The sequence below is a fragment of the Microbacterium sp. Z11_20 genome, from assembly GCF_057197605.1.
In genome coordinates this window covers 18,319-36,949 of record NZ_JBXVOQ010000003.1, presented here as the reverse complement: position 1 = coordinate 36,949, position 18,631 = coordinate 18,319, and the positions used below count along the sequence as shown (strand labels likewise).

General features: G+C 68.6%; 18 protein-coding genes. 5 read left to right on the top strand and 13 right to left on the bottom strand.

The window, feature by feature from the left end:
• Positions 1-76 precede the first annotated feature (76 nt).
• Together AC2DFQ_RS08290 and AC2DFQ_RS08285 are read left to right on the top strand one after the other, a co-directional pair.
• Positions 77-1,408: an alpha-amylase family glycosyl hydrolase gene (locus AC2DFQ_RS08290; protein ID WP_484533565.1), complete on the top strand. Its 1,332-nt coding sequence runs from the start codon at positions 77-79 to the stop codon at positions 1,406-1,408.
• Positions 1,409-1,570: 162 nt separating this feature from the next.
• Positions 1,571-2,092, top strand: a complete 522-nt coding sequence (locus AC2DFQ_RS08285) for a hypothetical protein (protein ID WP_484533564.1) — start codon at positions 1,571-1,573, stop codon at positions 2,090-2,092.
• 19 nt (positions 2,093-2,111) lie between these two features.
• Here the strand turns inward: AC2DFQ_RS08285 and AC2DFQ_RS08280 are convergent, their stop codons facing one another.
• The 4 genes from AC2DFQ_RS08280 to AC2DFQ_RS08265 all read right to left on the bottom strand — a co-directional run bounded on the left by AC2DFQ_RS08280 (position 2,112) and on the right by AC2DFQ_RS08265 (position 5,216).
• Positions 2,112-2,807, bottom strand: a complete 696-nt coding sequence (locus AC2DFQ_RS08280; protein ID WP_484533563.1) for a polysaccharide deacetylase family protein — start codon at positions 2,805-2,807, stop codon at positions 2,112-2,114.
• Positions 2,804-3,334, bottom strand: a complete 531-nt coding sequence (locus AC2DFQ_RS08275; protein ID WP_484533562.1) for a maleylpyruvate isomerase N-terminal domain-containing protein — start codon at positions 3,332-3,334, stop codon at positions 2,804-2,806. The genes AC2DFQ_RS08280 and AC2DFQ_RS08275 overlap by 4 nt, the downstream gene beginning before the upstream one ends.
• The gene (locus tag AC2DFQ_RS08270; RefSeq protein WP_484533561.1) at positions 3,331-4,431 is read right to left on the bottom strand and encodes a cupin domain-containing protein; all 1,101 of its coding nucleotides are present in this window, start codon (positions 4,429-4,431) and stop codon (positions 3,331-3,333) included. Before AC2DFQ_RS08270 ends, AC2DFQ_RS08275 begins: the two co-directional genes overlap by 4 nt.
• Before the next feature lie 95 nt (positions 4,432-4,526).
• Entirely contained in the window at positions 4,527-5,216 is a 690-nt protein-coding gene (locus tag AC2DFQ_RS08265; protein WP_484533560.1) for a TetR/AcrR family transcriptional regulator, read from the bottom strand.
• A 113-nt stretch (positions 5,217-5,329) separates the two neighbouring features.
• Here AC2DFQ_RS08265 and AC2DFQ_RS08260 point away from each other — a divergent pair, with 113 nt between their 5' ends.
• The 3 genes from AC2DFQ_RS08260 to AC2DFQ_RS08250 all read left to right on the top strand — a co-directional run bounded on the left by AC2DFQ_RS08260 (position 5,330) and on the right by AC2DFQ_RS08250 (position 7,985).
• Entirely contained in the window at positions 5,330-6,061 is a 732-nt protein-coding gene (locus AC2DFQ_RS08260) for an SDR family oxidoreductase (protein WP_484510258.1), read from the top strand.
• Position 6,062: 1 nt separating this feature from the next.
• Complete coding sequence (locus tag AC2DFQ_RS08255; RefSeq protein WP_484533559.1) at positions 6,063-6,962, top strand: SDR family oxidoreductase; 900 nt, start codon at positions 6,063-6,065, stop codon at positions 6,960-6,962.
• A gap of 99 nt (positions 6,963-7,061) precedes the next feature.
• Entirely contained in the window at positions 7,062-7,985 is a 924-nt protein-coding gene (locus tag AC2DFQ_RS08250) for a MarR family winged helix-turn-helix transcriptional regulator (protein ID WP_484533558.1), read from the top strand.
• Between the two features lie 84 nt (positions 7,986-8,069).
• Here AC2DFQ_RS08250 and AC2DFQ_RS08245 read toward each other — a convergent pair whose 3' ends face one another.
• The 9 genes from AC2DFQ_RS08245 to AC2DFQ_RS08205 are packed head-to-tail and all read right to left on the bottom strand — an operon-like array spanning position 8,070 to position 18,376.
• Positions 8,070-9,257: an LLM class flavin-dependent oxidoreductase gene (locus AC2DFQ_RS08245; protein WP_484533557.1), complete on the bottom strand. Its 1,188-nt coding sequence runs from the start codon at positions 9,255-9,257 to the stop codon at positions 8,070-8,072.
• A 25-nt stretch (positions 9,258-9,282) separates the two neighbouring features.
• On the bottom strand, positions 9,283-10,539 hold the full coding sequence (locus tag AC2DFQ_RS08240; protein WP_484533556.1) for a dipeptidase: 1,257 nt from the start codon (positions 10,537-10,539) through the stop codon (positions 9,283-9,285).
• Positions 10,540-10,551: 12 nt separating this feature from the next.
• Positions 10,552-11,613, bottom strand: coding sequence for a ketopantoate reductase family protein (locus AC2DFQ_RS08235; RefSeq protein ID WP_484533555.1), 1,062 nt, complete (start codon positions 11,611-11,613; stop codon positions 10,552-10,554).
• A complete protein-coding gene (locus tag AC2DFQ_RS08230) occupies positions 11,598-13,193 on the bottom strand; it encodes an ABC transporter substrate-binding protein (protein ID WP_484510252.1) in 1,596 nt (531 codons plus the stop codon). The genes AC2DFQ_RS08235 and AC2DFQ_RS08230 overlap by 16 nt, the downstream gene beginning before the upstream one ends.
• Positions 13,190-14,854, bottom strand: a complete 1,665-nt coding sequence (locus AC2DFQ_RS08225; RefSeq protein WP_484533554.1) for a dipeptide ABC transporter ATP-binding protein — start codon at positions 14,852-14,854, stop codon at positions 13,190-13,192. The genes AC2DFQ_RS08230 and AC2DFQ_RS08225 overlap by 4 nt, the downstream gene beginning before the upstream one ends.
• Positions 14,847-15,731: an ABC transporter permease gene (locus AC2DFQ_RS08220; RefSeq protein WP_484510250.1), complete on the bottom strand. Its 885-nt coding sequence runs from the start codon at positions 15,729-15,731 to the stop codon at positions 14,847-14,849. Before AC2DFQ_RS08220 ends, AC2DFQ_RS08225 begins: the two co-directional genes overlap by 8 nt.
• Positions 15,728-16,678, bottom strand: coding sequence for an ABC transporter permease (locus AC2DFQ_RS08215; protein WP_484510249.1), 951 nt, complete (start codon positions 16,676-16,678; stop codon positions 15,728-15,730). Before AC2DFQ_RS08215 ends, AC2DFQ_RS08220 begins: the two co-directional genes overlap by 4 nt.
• Positions 16,679-16,680: 2 nt before the next feature.
• Positions 16,681-17,544 carry an alpha/beta fold hydrolase gene (locus AC2DFQ_RS08210; protein ID WP_484510248.1) on the bottom strand — a complete coding sequence of 288 codons (864 nt, stop codon included), beginning with the start codon at positions 17,542-17,544 and terminating at the stop codon, positions 16,681-16,683.
• Positions 17,537-18,376, bottom strand: a complete 840-nt coding sequence (locus AC2DFQ_RS08205; RefSeq protein WP_484533553.1) for an SDR family NAD(P)-dependent oxidoreductase — start codon at positions 18,374-18,376, stop codon at positions 17,537-17,539. The genes AC2DFQ_RS08210 and AC2DFQ_RS08205 overlap by 8 nt, the downstream gene beginning before the upstream one ends.
• Between the last annotated feature and the right edge of the window lie 255 nt (positions 18,377-18,631).

The window sequence follows — 18,631 nt, the reverse complement described above, 5'->3', positions numbered from 1 at the left end:
CGAAGCTGCTGGTGCTGCGTCAGGATCGACCAGGCACGTGAGCGGCGAAGCCAGCGCCGTCGCCTAGCCTGCTGTCATGCAGTCTTCGCGTGTGGAATGGGTTGAGCACGTGATGTGGTGGCACGTCTACCCGCTCGGATTCGTCGGAGCATCGATACGCCCCAGCGGCGACGGGGACCGAGAACTCTCCCACCGCCTGGGCCGGATAGCGGCCTGGCTGGATCATCTGATCGGTCTGGGTCTGAACGGGCTGCAGCTCGGCCCGGTCTTCGCCTCCACCACCCACGGATACGACACGACCGACTACTTCCGGGTGGATCCCCGGCTCGGCGACGAAGCCGACCTGGTCGCGCTGATCGACGCCGCGCACGCGAAAGGCGTTCGGGTGCTGCTGGACGGCGTGTTCAATCACGTCGGCCGCGAGCATCCCGCCTTCGTCCTCCTCGAGCACGATGGCCCGGACGCCCCTACCGCGAATCTGTTCTCGGTCCGCTGGGACGGCTGGGCGCCGGGCGATCCGGTGGACGCGGATGTTTTCGAAGGTCACGAGCATCTCGTTGCGCTGGACCACAACTCACCGGCGGTCGAGGATCTGGTCGTCGAGGTGATGGAGCACTGGCTGGAACGAGGCATCGACGGGTGGCGCCTGGATGCGGCGTACGCCGTCGCACCCCGCTTCTGGGGGCGTGTGCTCCCTCGCGTTCGCGAACGGTTCCCGCACGCGTGGTTCACCGGCGAGGTGATCCACGGCGACCAGGTGGCGATCGTCACCGAGTCAACGATCGACTCCCTGACGCAGTACGAGCTGTGGCAGGGCATCTGGCACGGCATCGCCGAGCTCAACCTGTTCGAGCTCGCCCATGCCATCGGACGGCACGACGAGCTCCTGCAGACCTTCATCCCGAGCACCTTCGTCGGTAACCATGACGTGACCAGGATCGCCACGGCCGTCGGCGACCGACACCTCCCGCATGCCCTCGCCGTCCTGTTCACCGTCGCCGGTACCCCTTCGGTCTACGCCGGCGACGAATACGCCTACCACGGCACCAAGGAAGAGCGCCTGGACGGGGACGACGCCATCCGCCCCGAGTTCCCCGCCCACCCCCCGCGGCGCGAGGACCTGGAATCGCGGGCGCGACGTGCACTGGAGACCACCGAAGCGCTCGTCGCCCTCCGGCGCCGACGCCCGTGGCTCCACCGCGCGCACACCGACATCGTCGAGCGCGCCAACACCACCCTGGTGCTGCGTTCGGCCGTGGACGACGAGGCGATCGTGACCGCACTCAACGTCGGCGACGACGCGGCGCGCGTGAGCGCCGGTGGCGCGATGACCGTGGAGCTGGGGGACGGCGCCATCCGCGGCGGCGAGGTACTCCTCCCACCCCACGGATGGGCAGTCCTCAGCTAGCGGTACGATCAGGCACCCGAGCCAGACGCGGGCGGATGAGGCCCCGGCGCCGCGACGTCGGCGGCGACGCCTTTCAACCGCCGCGCTTGCCCCTGTAGCGTTACCCCTTCACGGACGTGCCTCTCGCGAGCGGCCCGATCCCGAGGATTGCGAAGGTTCCCCATGACGAAGAACACCAAGGCCGAGAAGGCCGTCGGCGCGGCGCTGGATGCCGCGGCCGCGGCCGCGAAGGAAGCGAAGCGCCTCAGCAAGTCCTTGCCGAGGAAGGCCGCGAAGAAGCTCCGCTCTCTGGCGGACGAAGCGAAGGATGCCTCCCGCGTCTCGAAGAAGAAGGTCGCTCGCCACCCGCGCAAGGCGGTGAAGAAGGCGGTCGCCGCGACCGCCCGCGTGGACAAGGCCGCCGGCAAAGCACAAGCCAGGCTCGCCGCGAAGGCTCAGCGCACGGCTGCCCCCGGCCGACGGCCCGCGGAACCCGCCGCCGTCGTGCCGGAGCGCGCGGACGAGGCCGTCGGCGAGTCGGCGGCGCCGGCGCCTCTCCTGGCCGAAGCCCTCCGAGCCACACTGCCGACGACCGACCTCGACTCCCTCACCGTCGTTCAGCTTCGCGATCGTGCTCGCGCCGCGGGCCACCGGGGATTCTCACGCTTCAGCAAGGCGCAGCTGATCGCGCTGCTGTCGTCCTGACCGCGGGGCAGGCCGTCGCTCAGGCGTCCCGCTCCCCCCGCCCGGTCGTCCCGCTGTCACCCTCGGACACGAGAGCGCCGAGATCGCCCGTTGCCCAGCCGCCGATGATCGGGGTGCAGGAGCGGGGAAGGTCCTGGACGAATGCGAAGCCGCTGTCGCGGAGACGCTCGAGGAATGACGGCAGCAACGCGCGTGCGGCCCCGGGGATGTCGTGGAGGACGACGCAGGCGTGGTCTGTCTGCTCGCAGGCAGCCAGTGCCCTCTCCACCCATCCATCCGGGTCGATCCAGTCCCGTGGCAGCACGTTCCACAGGGCCAGGGTGTAGCGCTCACGGCGGAGGAGGTCGACCGATTCACGGTTGAGCAGGCGCCGATCGATCACCCCTCCTTCGCCCCCGCCGACAGGCCGGAAGAGCGGCGGCTCGCCGGTCAGCCCGTGCAAGAGGTCTCCGGTTCGGCGGATCTCATCGACCGCGTCCTGCGCGGACATGTCGCCGAGTGGGCGCGAATGCGACCACGTGTGGTTGCCGATCAGGTGGCCGTCGCCGTGCGCGCTGCGGACGTGCTTCTCGGTGCGGCCGGTGATGCGCGAGCCGACCACGAAGAAGATCGCTCGCACATCAGCGCGTCGGAGCGCATTCAGGACATCGGGTGTCACCTCGTCGTCGGGGCCGTTGTCGAACGTCAGGACAACACGGCGGAGGGTGTCGCTCACGGCCCCGGTGCGAGGGCGTTCTCCGCCATCCTCGCCACCTCGTCGGGGATGCGCGCGAAGAGCCCTCCAGCGCTGTGCTCGCGGCTCGCGCGCCAGACTTCGCGCGTCCTGTCCCGGACGGCGCGGCGGGGAGAGAGCGCGACGCCGTCCAGCCCCACGCCTTCGATATCCCATCGATCCTCGGGCAGGTCCCGCCATTCCACCCTGAGGTGGATCGCGGAGTGCTCCGCCAGATGGCGGAGCGCGCGCGCCGGCAGGCTCTCCCCTTCGTCCACGGCCGCGGCGAACTCCGCATCGTCGAATCCCACGGGCTTCGCGCGACCCTCGCGGATCTCTTCCGCCAGCCGCGCGTACCCCCGTGCGCGATAGCTCATGTCGGCGATGACCCGGGATCGCCGCCCGCCATCGCCGACCTCGAAGAGCTGCACGTCGCTCAGACGGGCGATGGATCGCAAGAAGACCGCGGTTCCGCGATAGGCCCACAGCAGGTCCTCCGCGGGCCGGCCACCACCGGCTTCGATGCTCATGGTTGTGCGGGTTGGATACGCGTGCGATCGAACCCGAGCCGCTCGATGATGGGGAAGTCGGAGAACCGGAAGAGGTCGAACGACGTCTCGGCCTGCAGTTGCCAGGGGATCCACGACGGTACGACGAAGAGGTCCCCCGGCTCGAGGTCGTAGGGCGTCCCCTCGAGGACGACACGGCCGGTGCCCTCGAACACCTGCCACACGGACGACCCGACGTCCTGCTGCACGGGCGTCTGCACTCCGGGTCGCAGCCGGTGCATCTCCGCGCGGATGGTCGGCATCACGTCGCCGCCGGTCGTGGGATTGACGTAGCGCAGCGCGGCATGCCCGTAGTTCAGGGTGGCGGGGTATCCCTCGTCCTCCAGGCGCAGCTGCTCGGCCAGCGCGCGGTCGGTGTACTCCCAGCGGTATGCCGCGATCGGGCTGCTGACGGTGTCGCTCAATCCGCTCAGGGGCCGCAGTCCCGGGTACGCCCACAGCCGCTCCGAACGGGAGAGGGCGGGATTGGCTTCATCCGTGACCCGCTCGGTGCCGTACTCGAAGAACCCGACATCGATGTAGTCGGAGAAGGGCACGTCGAGACCGTCGATCCACGCCATCGGTTGCGCGGTGTCGTTGTGGTGTCCGTGAAAATTCCAGCCGGGCGTCAACAGGAAGTCGCCGCGGCGCATCGCGACCGGGTCGCCGTTGACCACCGTCCACACGCCCTCGCCTTCGACGACGAAGCGGAACGCGTTCTGGGAGTGGCGGTGTTCGGGGGCCGTTTCATGTCCGCCCAGGTACTGGATCGCCGCCCAGAGCGTGGGGGTGGCGTAGGGTGCGCCGCCCAGCCCGGGGTTGGCGAGGGCGATCGCCCGGCGCTCTCCGCCGCGGCCCACGGGGACGAGGTCACCCGAGCGCGCTGCCAAAGGATAGAGGGTGCCCCACCGCCAGACCTCGGCGACCGCACGCGACTGCGGGTGAAAGCTGAGGACGTCGGACGTCTGCGTCCAGAGCGGGCTGAGATTGTTCGACTCGAAGTCGCGGTAGAGCTCACGCAGTTCGGGAGTGTCGTCGAGCACGGCGTTCTGGAGTTGCTCGTTCTTCGTGTCGGTCATCAGGAACCTCCTCGTCCCCCGGAACGCTACGGCGACCCGGCCCCGATACGGGCGCGTCGTCCCACGGAGAGGGAAATCGCACCGCGAGCGCGGCGTCAGGTGCCCGAGAGCCGGAGGAGGAGTTCGTCGAGCAGCAGCGCCTCCCCGGCCGACAGCCCGGATGCGTCGCCGCTCAGGGCTGCCCGGAGGGTGATCGCCAGCTGCGCGGTGTCGCAGTCGCCGATCGGCTCCGGCGCTGTGATCGCCGAGAACACCGCATCACGGGTGCGGACGGACAACGGCGCCAACGGGTCGACCACTCCGTCCTCGATGAGCTGAAGGGTGACCCCCACCCCCGCGGCATGGATCGTCCGCGCTGCCTCCTCGGGCTCGACGATCAGCAGCCCCGCCCTGGCAGCCGCACCGACGAGCCCCCGGAGGATCTCATCCGCTTCCGCTCGGACGTCGCCCAGCCGGATGGAGGGCGCCATGCCGTACATCAGCCGATACTGATCCGGGTACGCGAGCCCGAAGCCGACGTGGAGCTCCCACCCGTGGGCGAGGTCGGCGAGGGGGTCATCCGTACGCTCGAGGCCCCGTTTCTGGGTGAAGTAGCGCTCGAACCCGTCCCGGACCACGTCATCCAGGAGGCCCCGCATGTCGCCGAAAAGGCGGTAGATGGTCGGCGGCTGGACGTTGGCCGCCGCGCTCACCGAACGAGTCGTGACCGCATCCAGGCCGCCCTCCACGAGGAGGCGAGCGGCAGCCGCGATGACGTTCTGACGGTGCTCTGAGGCTTTCGGCATGAATCAATGGTAACGCTTTTTTATTATCACTGGTTGCGCTATCGCCGGTATCGGTTTATCGTTACCAGCGTTACCTCGCGAATCGGATGAGGGCATCGATAGAGGGAGAGATTATGAATGACCAGCGCACCGCGATCGTCACGGGCGGCTCGCGCGGCATCGGGCGAGCGATCTCCGAGCGCCTGGCCGCTGACGGCCTGGCCGTCGCCGTGGTCTATGCCGGCAATGAGGCAGAAGCACAGGCGACGGTGGACTCCATCGTCGCCTCGGGCGGACGCGCGAGAAGCATCCGCGCCGATGTCGCCGATGAGAACGCGATTCAGCGTGCGTTCGACGAGGTCGAGGAGGCGTGGGGCGGCGTCGATGTCGTCGTGAACTCCGCGGGCCTGATGATTCTCAAGCAGGTTGTCGATTTCGACCTCGCCGACTTGGACCGGATGCACCGCACCAATATCCGCGGAACCTTCGTGGTGAGCCAGCAGGCAGCCCGCCGGGTTCGCGCCGGCGGCGCCATCATCAACCTGTCCACCTCGGTGAGGCTCCTGGCGTTGCCCACGTACGCGGCCTATGCCGCCTCCAAGGCGGCGGTCGACGCGATCAGCCTCGTGCTGGCGAAGGAGTTGCGTGGCCGGGACATCACCGTCAATGCCGTGGCACCCGGTCCGACCGCGACGGCGCTGTTCCTGGAAGGCAAGGACGAGGAGACCATCGAGCGTATGTCGAAGATGAACCCGATGGAGCGGCTCGGTCGCCCGGAAGACATCGCCGAGGTGGTCTCACTCATCGCCGGCAAGGGTCGCTGGATCAACGGCCAGACGGTGTACGTCAACGGCGGGATGGTCTGAGATGGCCGTCATCCTCATCACCGGCGCCGGGAGCGGGATCGGGCATCTCGCGGCGGAATCCCTCGCCCGAGCCGGACACACGGTATACGCGGGGGTGCGGGATCCGCAGGGGCGCAACGCGGAGAAGGCCGAGGAACTGCGTCAGTTCGGCCAGGAGCACTCCGCTGATCTGCATCCGGTGGACCTGGACGTCCTCGACGACAAGTCGGCGCAGGAGGCCGTCGACGCGATCGTCCGCGACCAGGGCCGACTCGACGTCATGATCCACAATGCGGCCCATCTGTATTTCGGGGTCACCGAGGCGTTCACCCCTGAGCAAGTCCTCGCGGCGTTCGATACGAACGCCGTGGGCGCACTCCGGGTCAACCGGGCGGTGCTCCCCCAGATGCGCGCGCAGGGGCAGGGTCTGCTGTTGTGGGTCGGGTCGGGCACGTCGCGGGTCGTGCCGCCCTTCCTTGCTCCGTACACGGCGGCGAAGGCGGCGATGGATTCGTTCGCCGAATCCATCGCCGTCGAGGTGGCGCGCTACGGCATCGAGACGTCCATCCTGATGCCCGGCCCGTTCACGGTGGGGACGGATCATTTTCCGCATGCCTCCCACCCGGAGGACACCGCGATCACGGACGCCTACGACCTCGTCGCCGACGCGGTCAGCGCGAACGGCGCCGTCACGGAATCCCTGTTCGCACCGGGCGTCGTCCAGGACGTTCAGGCCGTCGCGGACGAGATCGTGCGGATCGTTTCCCTGCCGCACGGCTCACGGCCGTACCGCTCGTCGGTGGACTTCTCCGACTTCGGAGATGTCCCGGTGACGGCCGTCGCCACGGCCCAGCGGGAGCGCCTGTTGCGCCGGATGGGACTGGCCGACGTTCTGCATCCTCGGAGCACCGCTCGGCAGTAGGAGACGGGGTGCGCGGGGCGGAACGTCCCGCGCACCCCTCGCCTTCTCCTCAGCGAGATGCTCCGTATGCGGAACATCGACTAGCATAGGGTGTCGCTGATGAAAGGGGAACACGTGTCCTATGGCGGTGGCAGGGGGTCAGGCGTCCTCGTGGGTGGGGTCTCGCTGGATCGCATCGGCGGGTATCTCATCCGCCGCAGTCAGGCGGTCCACAATCAGCTGTGGGCGGAAGAAGTCGACCCCGAGCTGACGAGCCCTCAGTACGCGGTGCTGTCCGTCCTCGCGGTGTGGCCGCAGATCGATCAGAAGAACCTCAGCGAACTGGCATCCCTGGACAAGTCATCGGCCGCCGACGTGATTGCGCGCCTGGAACGCCGCCGGTGGATCCTCAGACAGCGTGACCCGGCCGACGCGCGACGCAACCTGCTGCAGCTGTCCCCGGCGGCCGCGATCGCATTCGATCACCTCACCCCTGCCGCCCAACGGGTGCAGGACCGGCTCGTGGAGCCGCTCGCAGAGGACGAACGAGGCGGATTCATCGAGAACCTGCGCATCGTCGCGCGGCTGGATGCGGTCCAGGGGCTCGCCGAGAACCACGATTCGTCGCTCGTTCTGCGCCTGGACGTTCCGGGACACCTGATCCGTCGCGCCCAACAATGGCACACGGCGATCTGGGCCGAAGTGTTCGACCGAGAGTTGACCGGCCCGCAGTACGCCGTGCTGTTCGTCCTGGCTCAGAATCCGGGCATCAGCCAAAGGGAGCTCGGGGAGCAGGCGGCGCTGGACAAGTCCACTGCGGCCGATCTCGTCGACCGGCTGGCCCAGCGCGGATGGGTGACGCGCACGCGGGATGCCAGAGACGGCCGCCGCCGGCTGCTCGGGCTTTCCGACACGGCCGAGTCCATCGTCAGCGACCTGCTTCCGCGTGTTGCCGACGTGCAGCAGCGCCTGTTGGACCCCCTGCCCCACTCGGAACACTCCGAGTTCCTCCGGCAGCTCGCGATCATCGCGTACCGCCGCTAGGTGTACTGACCCGGCGTCGCTCGCGGAACAGGCCGCAGGTGCGCCGCCCGTCTCATGAGACGGGCGGCGCACGCGGTCAGGCGCTCACCAAGACCAGCCGCGCGACTCCGGCGTCTCCCACAGCCCATCCGACTCGAGATGCGCGAAGACCTCCCCCAGCAGGGCGACCTCCGACGGCTGCCAGAGCATCGTGGCGAACATGAACACGCGCAGGCCGGTGTACTCGTGGATCTCGCGGATCTGGTCGGCGACCTCCCGGGGGTCGCCGACCAGCACGCGACTGCCCGCGGCGATGCCGATTCGCCGCGCCGCCGCGTCGAGTTCGGTCTCGAAGTTCTGCTGGTACGTCTGACTACCGGTCAGGAACGTGCGCGCCCACCCCCGCGCCGCATCCATGTCGAGCGAATCGCGCAACCACTCGTACTTGGCGCGCGCCCCTTCCGACGTGGTGTCCAGCACGACGCCGATCGCGCCGGCGCCGCTCACCTCGCCGGGGCCGCGCCCAGCGGCGGCCGCCCGCTCATCCAATTGCGCCACGGTCGCCTTTGTGCGATCGAGATCGTCGACGACCGAGAAGAAGGCGTAGTCGGCGTGCGAGGCGACGAACTTCTGCCCCGCCTCGGACACCCCCGCGTTGAAGATCACGGGCGACTCCTGCACCGGATAGGGGCCCCGTGGGATCCCCTTCAAGTGGTAGTAGGTGCCGTCGAAATCGATCGGCTCACCCCCGGCCGCCCACAGCGCACGGACCGCGGCGAGGGTCTCCTCCACGACCGCATACCGCTCATCGTGCTCGCCCGCGTCGATGCCGAACAGGCTCGCCTCGGAGCCCTTGGCGCCGGGCACGATGTTCCAGCCCCAGCGTCCACCGCTGATGACATCCAGGTTCGCGCCGAGGCGTGCGAGCACGACCGGCGAGAGGTAGCGGGCGTGCATGGTCGTGACGACGCCGATCCGCTCGGTGGCCGTCATGACGATGGGCGCCCAGACCGGGGCTGAGATGCACGGTTCGCCGTGGCCGACCCGCGCATTGTCCTGCCCGTGGTGGGTGTAGCCGTCGGCGAAGAAGACGAAATCGAGGCCCGCCTGCTCCGCGGTCTTGGCGAGCTCGATGTGGGCGCCCACGTCCAGGATGTCGGGGTTGGCTTCCGCGACGGCTCTCGAAGTCACCCCCGGGGAGGGAGAGTTCGGCCACATCATGCCGAATCGCAGCTTGTCGTCGATACGTCGGGGCTTCGGCTCCCGCCGGCCCCTCGCCAGTTCGCGGGTCATTTCTTCTCCTCGTTCATTGTCGGATTCACCAGATCTGCTGCAGCACGCGCAGCGTGTTCCCGCCGAGCACCTTCACGATGTCCTCGTCCGTATACCCCCGGACGATGAGCATCGACGTGAGGTTCCGCATCGCCTCGGTCGGGTTCTCCACCCCCTGGACGTAGTCGACCCGGGCTGTCGTGGGGTTCTCGACCCCGATGCGGCTGAGGGGATCGTCGCCGGGTGACGGATGCGGCTGAGTGCGGGGGAAGACGTCGGGCATCACCTCGTGGAAGGCGGTGTGATCGGCATAGATCGTGTCGGGTCCGAACGTCACGTGATCGATCCCCATGAGGTCGACGCAGTAGTCGAAGTGATCCATGACCGATTCGATGTCCTGACCGGGACGGCGAGGCGACACGGTCGACGTCGGCGCTGCTTCGATGCCGATCAGACCCCCGCGCGCGGCGACGGCGGTCAGCACCTCGTCCGGCTTCATCCGCTCCGACGGCCACACCCCACGGGCTCCCGCATGAGTGATCACGACCGGCGTGGCGGACAGATCCACGGCCTCCAGGCTCGTCCGGTCGCCGGCATGGGAGATGTCCACCATGATGCCGAGCTTGTTCATCCGTTCGAGGGCACGCCGTCCGAAGCGGGTGAGGCCCCCGTCGTGGGGCTCCTTCAACCCGCTTCCGAGGGTGTTCGCATCGTTGTAGACGAGTCCCATCTGCCGTATCCCGAAGCCGTACAGCATGTCGAGGCGATCCAGCTCGTTCTCGATCGGGGTCGCCGATTCGAGTCCGAGCACCATCGCCACGCGCCCGGTGGCGCGTGCGGAGAGGATGTCGTCCACGCTGAGGGCGAGGGTGACATAGTCCTGCTTGGCGAGGTCGGCCAGCCGGAGCCCGATGTCGATGACGGTGTCGGACCACTTCCAGCCGTGCGCGCTCGTGATGCACCCGGTGGGGCCGGCGAGGTTGTCGAAGACGACATCCATGCCCGACAACCGCAGACCCTCATAGGCGGTCTCGACGCGGCCGCTGCGGATGTACTCGGGGATCTCCTCGGTCGCCGCGGGGAAGGCGGTGACATGGTCGTGCAGGCTGATCACGATGTTCTCGTCGAACAGGCGCGACAGGCGCTGTTGCTGCTCGCCCTCCAGCGGCACGACGTACTCCTCGACCCGGTTGCGCTGGGAGACGAGGTCGTGCTGGCGGAAGTCGGCGCCCGGTGTGAGGTAACCCCACGACCGGTAACCCGAGTATCGGGGGGGAACGCGGGACGGAAGGCCCTGGCTCATGAACGGTGATCCTTATCGTGTGAGCGCCGAGCGATACAGCTCGACGAGGTTGGACGGGGTGAAGGCTCGGCTGCGGTCCTCGAGCTCGCCGAGCATGCGGTCGAGCAGCTCCAAGGTCGGGGTGGCGGAGCCCGCCTCGCGCCCGGCCGCCGCGAGATCAGCGAGTTCGGAATGGGCCTCGGTGCGGCGGCGGCGAATGGCGATGTCCCGAAACGGTCCGACGCGTTTCTTGGCGATGCCCTGCTGCCAGTGGATGAGCCGGTCCAGCTCCTGCGTGGCCGCGTCGTCGTCTTCGACGAGACGCGCCGGCGCGAAGTAGCCCAGATCCTCCAGCACCACCCCACGGCGGTGGGCTATCGCGACGACTTCACCGGCCAACCGGCGCATGAGGGGGCGGTGGTCGTCGATCAGGCGGTCGGTGTCGTCATCGGCGAGCGCGGTCGCGGTGTACATCGCGGCGAGCGCCCGCTTCGACCAGATCGCCCCCTGGACGTTGGTCGAGATCGCCACCAGGCCGGGCGCGTCCGCGTGGAAGGACCTCAATCGGTCGGTGATCGTGCCGTCCAGTTCGCCGACGACCAGCTCGCTGACCCCGCCGGGGCGCACGATGCCGGGACCGACGACATCCGCGGCGATGTTGACGAACGCCCCGACGACGCGATCGGCGCCCAGTAAGTCGATCAGCACAGCCTCGTTGTCGCCGTTCTGACACGACACGACGAAGCCGTCCTCGTGAAGGTGCTCGCGAACGGTGGCCGACGCCGTCACGGTGTCCTGCGTCTTCACACACAGCAGCACACGACGGAATCTCCCGTGCACCTCGTCGGGGGCCAGGACGGCTGCGGGCCGGATCCCGGTGCGGAGGTGCGCGACGTCCCCCTCCTCCGCGAAGAGGATGCCGCGCTCTGCGAGGCTCGCGCGGTGCAGGTCATCCCGCTCCGCGAGGGTCACCGAGTGACCCTCGCGGATGAGATGCGCGGCGACGGTGCATCCGATCGCCCCCGCCCCGACGACGAGATACCCGTCGTCGGAACGCGGATGCACCGTCGCCGCGCCGATCAGTTCTGCTTCCACGTGTCAACCAGCAGCAGGCCGTTGGTCGCGTCCAGAGCCAGGCCCTGCACCGTCGTCGCGTGCGACATCGGCAGTGCGAGTTCGTGGATGGGGATGACCAGAGCCGTCTCGAGCAGTCGCGCAGTGGCCTGCTCGACGATGGCCAGTCGCGCGTCCGGCACGACCTCGGCGGCCTGGGCGAGGAGCAGCTCATTCACTTCGGGGTCCGCATCCGAGGTCTGCGAGCGCAGAACCGCCGGATCGGCGCGCGTCTGCCCCGACATCCGGACGTCGAAGTCCCACGCGATCTGGCGTTCCTGACCGGTTGCCGTCGGCACCGGTTCGAGGATGAAGTCGATCCCGATCTCGGCGTACTGCTGGCGCATGAGCTCCAGCAGCGGGACGTAGGCGAGGTAGATGGGCGTGTAGTACATGACGCTCACTTCGGCGCGCTGACCGTCGCGCACTCGGATGCCGTCGGCGCCGACGTCCCAGCCGGCGTCATCGAGCAGCTCGTTGGCGCGGTCCAGGTCATACTCGAGCAGGTCGCTGTGGTCGCTGTACCCGGGCGTCGTGGATGACAGCGCGTCGGTGGCCGGAAGATCCTGGTCGGTCAGCGTGGTGGTGACCGCCTCCTCACGGTCGAACCCGATCTGCATGGCCTCGCGGATGGCGGGGTCGTCCAGGGGGGCGCGGTCGGGGTTGATGAAGAGGCTGTTCGGGAACCCAGGGTTCGGTCGGGATACGACGGGGAGTCCCGCCGCTTCGACCTGCTGCACGTCCTGCGGCTGCAGTTCGTTCGCCACATCCAGCTGTGCGGATACGAGGCTGCCCGCTCGCACGCTCGTGTCGGGGATCATCTGGAAGTCGACCCCGTCCAGATACGGCCCACCGCCGTCCAAGGCGTCGGGCGCCCACGCGTACTCGTCCTCGCGCTGGGTGAGCGTCACGCCCTGCGCGGTGCGGAAGTCCTCGAGGACGAACGGACCGCTTCCCACCAACTCGCCCTGGCAGCGCTCATCGGGGGTCAGCTGCGTCGTGGCGTCCGAGACGATTGCCAGCGACGGCGTCGACGCCGCCTGCAGGAATTGCGCGTTGGCGGCCTCGAAGGTCACCTCGACAGTCGTGTCGTCAACGGCCTCCGACCCCACGTAGCCCCGCAGGTAGGGTCCGGCGATGATCGCACGAGCGCCCATCGCGATGATCGACTCGAAATTGGCGACGACGGTGTCGGCCGTCAAGGAGGTGCCGTCGGAGAAAGTCACATCGTCACGGAGGGAGAACGTGTAGGTGGTGCCGTCTTCGGAGATCTCCCACGACTCCGCGAGCCAGGGCTGGAATTCCAGCGAATCCGGGTCCTGGAAGACGAGCGAGTCGGTGAACTGGCGCGTGATCGACAGGACGGCGCGCTGCTGCACCTGCTGTGGATCGATGCACCCGCCGTCCGGCGGTGTCCCGATGACCAGCTTGCCGCCGGCGACGGCCTCCTGTGGCGGCGGGGTACTGGTGGCCGAGGGCGCGGCGCACCCGGCGAGCACGAAAGCCGCCGCGGCGGCCACGGCCACGGCCCGCGTGGCCCGTTTCGGATTCTGAGCGTTCATTGTGCTGCTTTCTCGAAGGTGGAATCGGTGCTATCGGGAGGGAGGTGAGGGAGCCCGGCGACGCGGCGACCGGGGATGGCGCCCAAGAGCTCCTGCGTGTAGGGATGCTGCGGGGCGGCGAACAGCCTTTCCGCGGGGCCGGACTCGACCATGCGTCCCTGCCTCATCACGCCCACGACGTGCGCGACCTGCCTGACGACGGCGAGGTCGTGGGAGATGAAGAGGTAGCTGACGCCCAGTTCGGCTTGAAGGCGCTGCAGGAGGGAGAGGATCTGAGCCTGTATCGACACGTCCAGGGCCGAGACGGCCTCGTCGCAGATCACGAGGTCCGGGCGCAGCGCGAGCGCGCGGGCGATGGCGACCCGCTGCCGCTGACCGCCCGAGAGCGCGTGCGGAAGCCGTCCGGCCAGGTCAGCGCTGAGGCCGACCTGGTCCAGGAGCTCGCGCACGCGGCCTTGCCGCTCCGCCCGCGAGCCCACCCGGAACCCGGCCATCGGCTCGGCGATGGAACGACCGACGGTGTAACGCGGATCCAGAGACCCGAACGGGCTCTGGTACACCATCTGCACCGAACGGAGGCGGTCGCGGCCGTGCGCGACGGCGCCGCCGGAGTTCCGCGGGTACAGCAGCGCTTCTCCGCGCGTCGGCGTCTCGAGCCCCATCACCAGGCGCGCCACGGTGGACTTGCCCGAGCCCGACTCGCCGACGATGGCGTACGTCTCCCCCCGACGGATGTCGAAGCCGACGTCGTCCACCGCGACCAGCGTCGACGAGCCCGCCCCCGCACTCGGGAGGCGGAACTCCTTCCGCAGTCCCTTGGCCGACAGCACCTGCGCGGCATCCTCGGGGAGGGGCTGCGGCAGACGCGGGCTCGTGAGCCCGGGGGCCGCCGCGACCAGCCTGCGGGTGTACTCGGCGCGAGGAGCAGCGAGAACCTGGCCCACAGGGCCGCTCTCGACGATGCGGCCCTCCGACATCACGATCACCCGATCGGCCCGGTCGGCAGCCACCGCGAGGTCGTGGGTGATGATGAGGATCGTGGTGTCGTTCTCCTTCCGGATCTCATCGATGTGGTCGAGGATGCGTTTCTGAACGGTCACATCCAGCGCGCTCGTCGGCTCGTCGGCGATGATGAGCGGCGGCCGGCAGGCGAAGGCGATCGCGATCAGCACCCGTTGACGCATCCCGCCGGACAGCTGATGCGGATACTGACGGGCGCGCGCGGCGGGCTCGCTCAATCCGGAGTGCTCGAGGAGTTCGACTGCGCGCTGGTGGGCCTGGGCGCGCGTCACCCCGCCATGCGCGAGCAGCGCCTCCGCGACCTGATCGCCGATCCGGCGCACCGGGTTCAGCGACATCATCGGGTCCTGGGGTACCAGGCCGATCGACCTTCCGCGCAGTGCTCGCATCCGGGTTTCCCCCGCGCGGACGAGATCCTCGCCCAGGAAGTTCACCTGGCCGGACTCGACCCGGCCGCCCCGCGGGAGGAGCTGGATGAGGGACTGTGCCACGGTGCTCTTCCCCGAACCGGACTCGCCGACGAGGGCCACGACTTCGCCTCGGGCGATGTCGAAATCGACTCCGTGCACGACCGTACGGTGGGCGTGCCCACTCCCGTAGCCGATGTGCAGATCACGGACACTCAGCAGGGGCTCAGTCATCGTTGCTCCGGTCGATAGCGTGTCCCAGGCGGTTCATGGCCAGGACGACGATGGCGATCACGAGGCCGGGCATCGCCGACATCCACCACGCCGTTGCGAGGAATCCCCGGCCGGCCGCGACGAGCGATCCCCACTCCGGCGCGGGGGGCGGCGTACCGAACCCGAGGAAGCTCAGCGTCGAGATCGACAGCAGCGCGTGCCCGAACTCCAGCGTGCTGAGGGCGATCACCGTTCCCCACGAGTTGGGGAGGACGTGCCGGAACAGCACACCGGAGCGGCGGATGCCCGCGGAACGGGCGGCTTCGATGAACGCGGCATCGCGCACGCGGAGCACTTCGGACCGCATGAGGCGGGCGAATGCCGCCGTGGCGACGAGCCCGACCGCGATCGCCACGTTGACCGTGCCGAAACCGAGGGCGGACACCAGCGCCAGCGCGAGCAGGATCGAGGGGATCGCGAGCACCACCTCGACGATGCGCATCAGGACGGCGTCCACCCATCCGCCCAGGAAGCCGCTGAGGAGGCCGATGAGCGAACCCAGGACGACCGCCAGGGCGACCGCGATCGCGGCGCTTCCCAGAGAGGCGGCGGCGCCGTAGACGACGCGCGAGTACAGGTCGCGCCCGATCTGGTCCGTTCCCAGCGGATGCGCCCAGCTCGGCGGGAGGAGCCGGTCGGTGGGCACCGCCAACTCCGGCCCGACCTGGGTGAAAAGGCCCGGGAGCACGGCGGCGAGGAGTGCCAGGAGCACCACGATCGCCGGCAGGATGATCCCCCATTTGAGGCGGAACCTCAGCCGGCGGACACCGGCCGCCGGCGTGCGGGGTGGTGTGAACTCCGCCTCGATGGCGTCCACACCCAGTCCGGTGAGAGTCATCGCGCGACCTTTCGCGTCAGACGGACCCGAGGGTCGATGAGAGGGTAGGCAAGGTCGACCGCGAGGTTGACGACGACGAAGATGCTCGCGCCGGTGACCACCAGGCCGAGGATGAGGGGCAGGTCCTGCAGATCGACCGCTTCCACGGTCACCCTGCCGATCCCGCTTCGGGAGAAGACGGTCTCCACGGCCACGGACCCGGCGATGAGGTTGCCGGTGAGGAGCCCCAGCATCGTGAGGACCGGGAGCAGAGCGTTGCGCAGCGCGTGACGGAAGTGCACCCCCGTGCGCCCGACGCCTTTGGCCCGGGCCGTGGCGATGTACGGCTCCTGGAGCGCGGCATCCATGCTCTTGAGGAGGATCTGGCCCACGACCGCACTGGTGGGGAGGGCCAGGGTCACCGCCGGGAGGATCAGCGAGGTGAAGCCCGCGTTGCCCCCGGCCGGCAGCATCCGCAACTGGAACGAGAAGAAGAAGATCAGCAGGAGCCCGACCCAGAAGGTCGGCAGGGCGATTCCGACGGAGGGCACGGACGTGAGGATGCTCCGCAGCCAGCGCACGCGCGTGTACGAGGCCAGCAGGGCCACTCCCGCGCCGACCAGCGCCCCCAGGACCAGGGCGAACGTCGCCAGTGCGAGGGTGTGCGGCAGGGCGTCGCCGATCACCTCGACGACGGGTGTTCCCGTGCGCACCGAGGTGCCGAGGTTGCCCACCACCAGCCGCGCCAGGGCCGTCACGTACTGCACGAGCACGGGCTGATCGAGGCCGTACTCGGCCTGGAGAGCCGCGATGTCCTCGGGGCTCAGGTCGGCCCCTTCGCCACCGCCCCCGATCCGGGCGAGCACGGCATCCCCCGGCATCCAGTAGAGGACGAAGAACGCGACGGTGAAGGCAGCCCACACCACGAAGACGGCTTGCAGCAGCCGGCTGACGACATAGCGCGCCATGGTCAGCTCCGGCGGATGAAGTCGCGGATCTCCTCCGCGACCTCCACCGGGTACTCCCGGTGGGGCCAGTGCCCGGCGCGGTTGATCATGTGAAGCCGGAGGGTGTCGACGTGTGGACGCATCACGTCCCACAGATCGAGCGCATCGGCGGAGGTGGTCGTGGGGTCCCCGACGCCCCAGATGATGATCGTCGGCTTGCGGTGGCCACCGCCGATGATCCATTTCAGGACATCGGTCTTGAGGATCTCGAACTCGGCGAACATCTCGTCGTTGACCCGGCGGAACGCCTCCTTGGCCTCTTTCGATTTCGGCAGCGCCGCGATCTCCGCCCGGTTGGCCATCCACTCGTCGGTGAGGTGCTCGGTCGTGACCGACATGATCTTGAGGTCCTCCATGACGTTGCCGGTCATGAGTTCCTTGTAGACGCGGTACGTCGCCGTCCCCGGTACCTGCTCGGCCGGGTAGCGCACCGAGATCGACGCACTGTTGATGATGACCAGTCGCGTGCAGAGACCGGGTGATTCCTTCGCGATGCGCGACGCGACGAACGCACCGCGAGACTGTCCGCCGATGGTCGCCCCGGAGATGCCGAGCGTCTCGATGAACCGCGTTGCGTGGCGTACGACCGCCGACATGCGGTACTCGTCGTCGGTGCGGGGGTTGTCGGTGAGTCCCTGCCCCAGCCGGTCGACCACGACGAGCCGATGCCCGGCTCCCACCAGCACGTCGAAGATCTCGTCGCGCCAGGTGTCAGCCCCGCCGGCACCGAACTCGCCACCGTGGAAGAGGACGATCGGGTCGCCGTCCCCCTCGTCCTTGTAGCGCGTGTTGATGCCATCGATGTCGATGTACTTCCATTCAGGCATTCGCCTTCTCCTCCTCGATCGCTGCGCCGACGGTGTCGGACGTGTCTGTGATGGGCAGCGAGTACCGCCCCGCTCCCCCGCCGCCGTCCACCGACAGCAGCGCCCCGGTGATGTAATCGGCGCGGTCCGAGCACAGGAAGTCGATGGCCTCGACGACGTCTGTGGCCAGCGCCGTCCTGCCCCAGGGGATCGACCGCTCGATCGCCGCGGCGTACTCGGGGGTGACCCACTCGCCCAGGCCCTCGCGGTATCCGTGATTCACGAAACCGGGCGAGACGAGGTTGACGTTGATGTGGTGGGGTCCGAGTTCCATGCTCAGGACGCGGGCGAGCTGCTCGAGCCCGGCTTTCGAGGCGCAGTAATGGGCGGCGCCCATCCGGGCCGACCGCGCGGAAAGGCTGGTGACGCAGCAGATCTTTCCCCCGCCGCCCTGGGCGATCATCTGTCGGGCCGCCGCGCGGGTGACCAGGAACGTACCGGTGAGGTTCGGCTCCGTCACGCGTCGCCATTCTGCGAGCTCCATCTCGACCACAGGGGTCCCCCCGGCGATGCCGACGTTGCTGACGACCACGTCGATCCGCCCGGTCACCTCGAGCGCCTGGGCGAAGGCCTCCGACACGCTCTCTTCCGACGCGACGTTCATGGCTACCGGGACGACGTGACCGCCCTGCTCGCGGATGCGGTCCGCCGAGGCCGCCAAGCGATCGCGCGCGATGTCGCACATGACGACGGTCTGGCCGGTCGCGGCGAAGTGTTGCGCCACGGCGAATCCGATGCCGTCGGCTGCTCCGGTCACGAGAACCGTTCGGGATGCGCCGGTCTGATCATTCACGACAGAGGACTCCTAGTACGTATACGGACTATTCGGGTAAGGATCCGCCTAAGCGGCCGGCAGTGCCTGGGACACGTCTTCGTCGAGCGCCGGCTCCCCGGCTGGTGCCCTGAAGGGGAGACTAGCCTGCCGGTGTTGCACCAATATTACGTATACGTCTCATTTTGTCCACCCCACGTTTGTGGCGTCGTCCCTAACGCATATGCCGTGGAGAGCCAGTAGGGGTGCGGCCGTGCTCCGAAGAGAGCCATATAA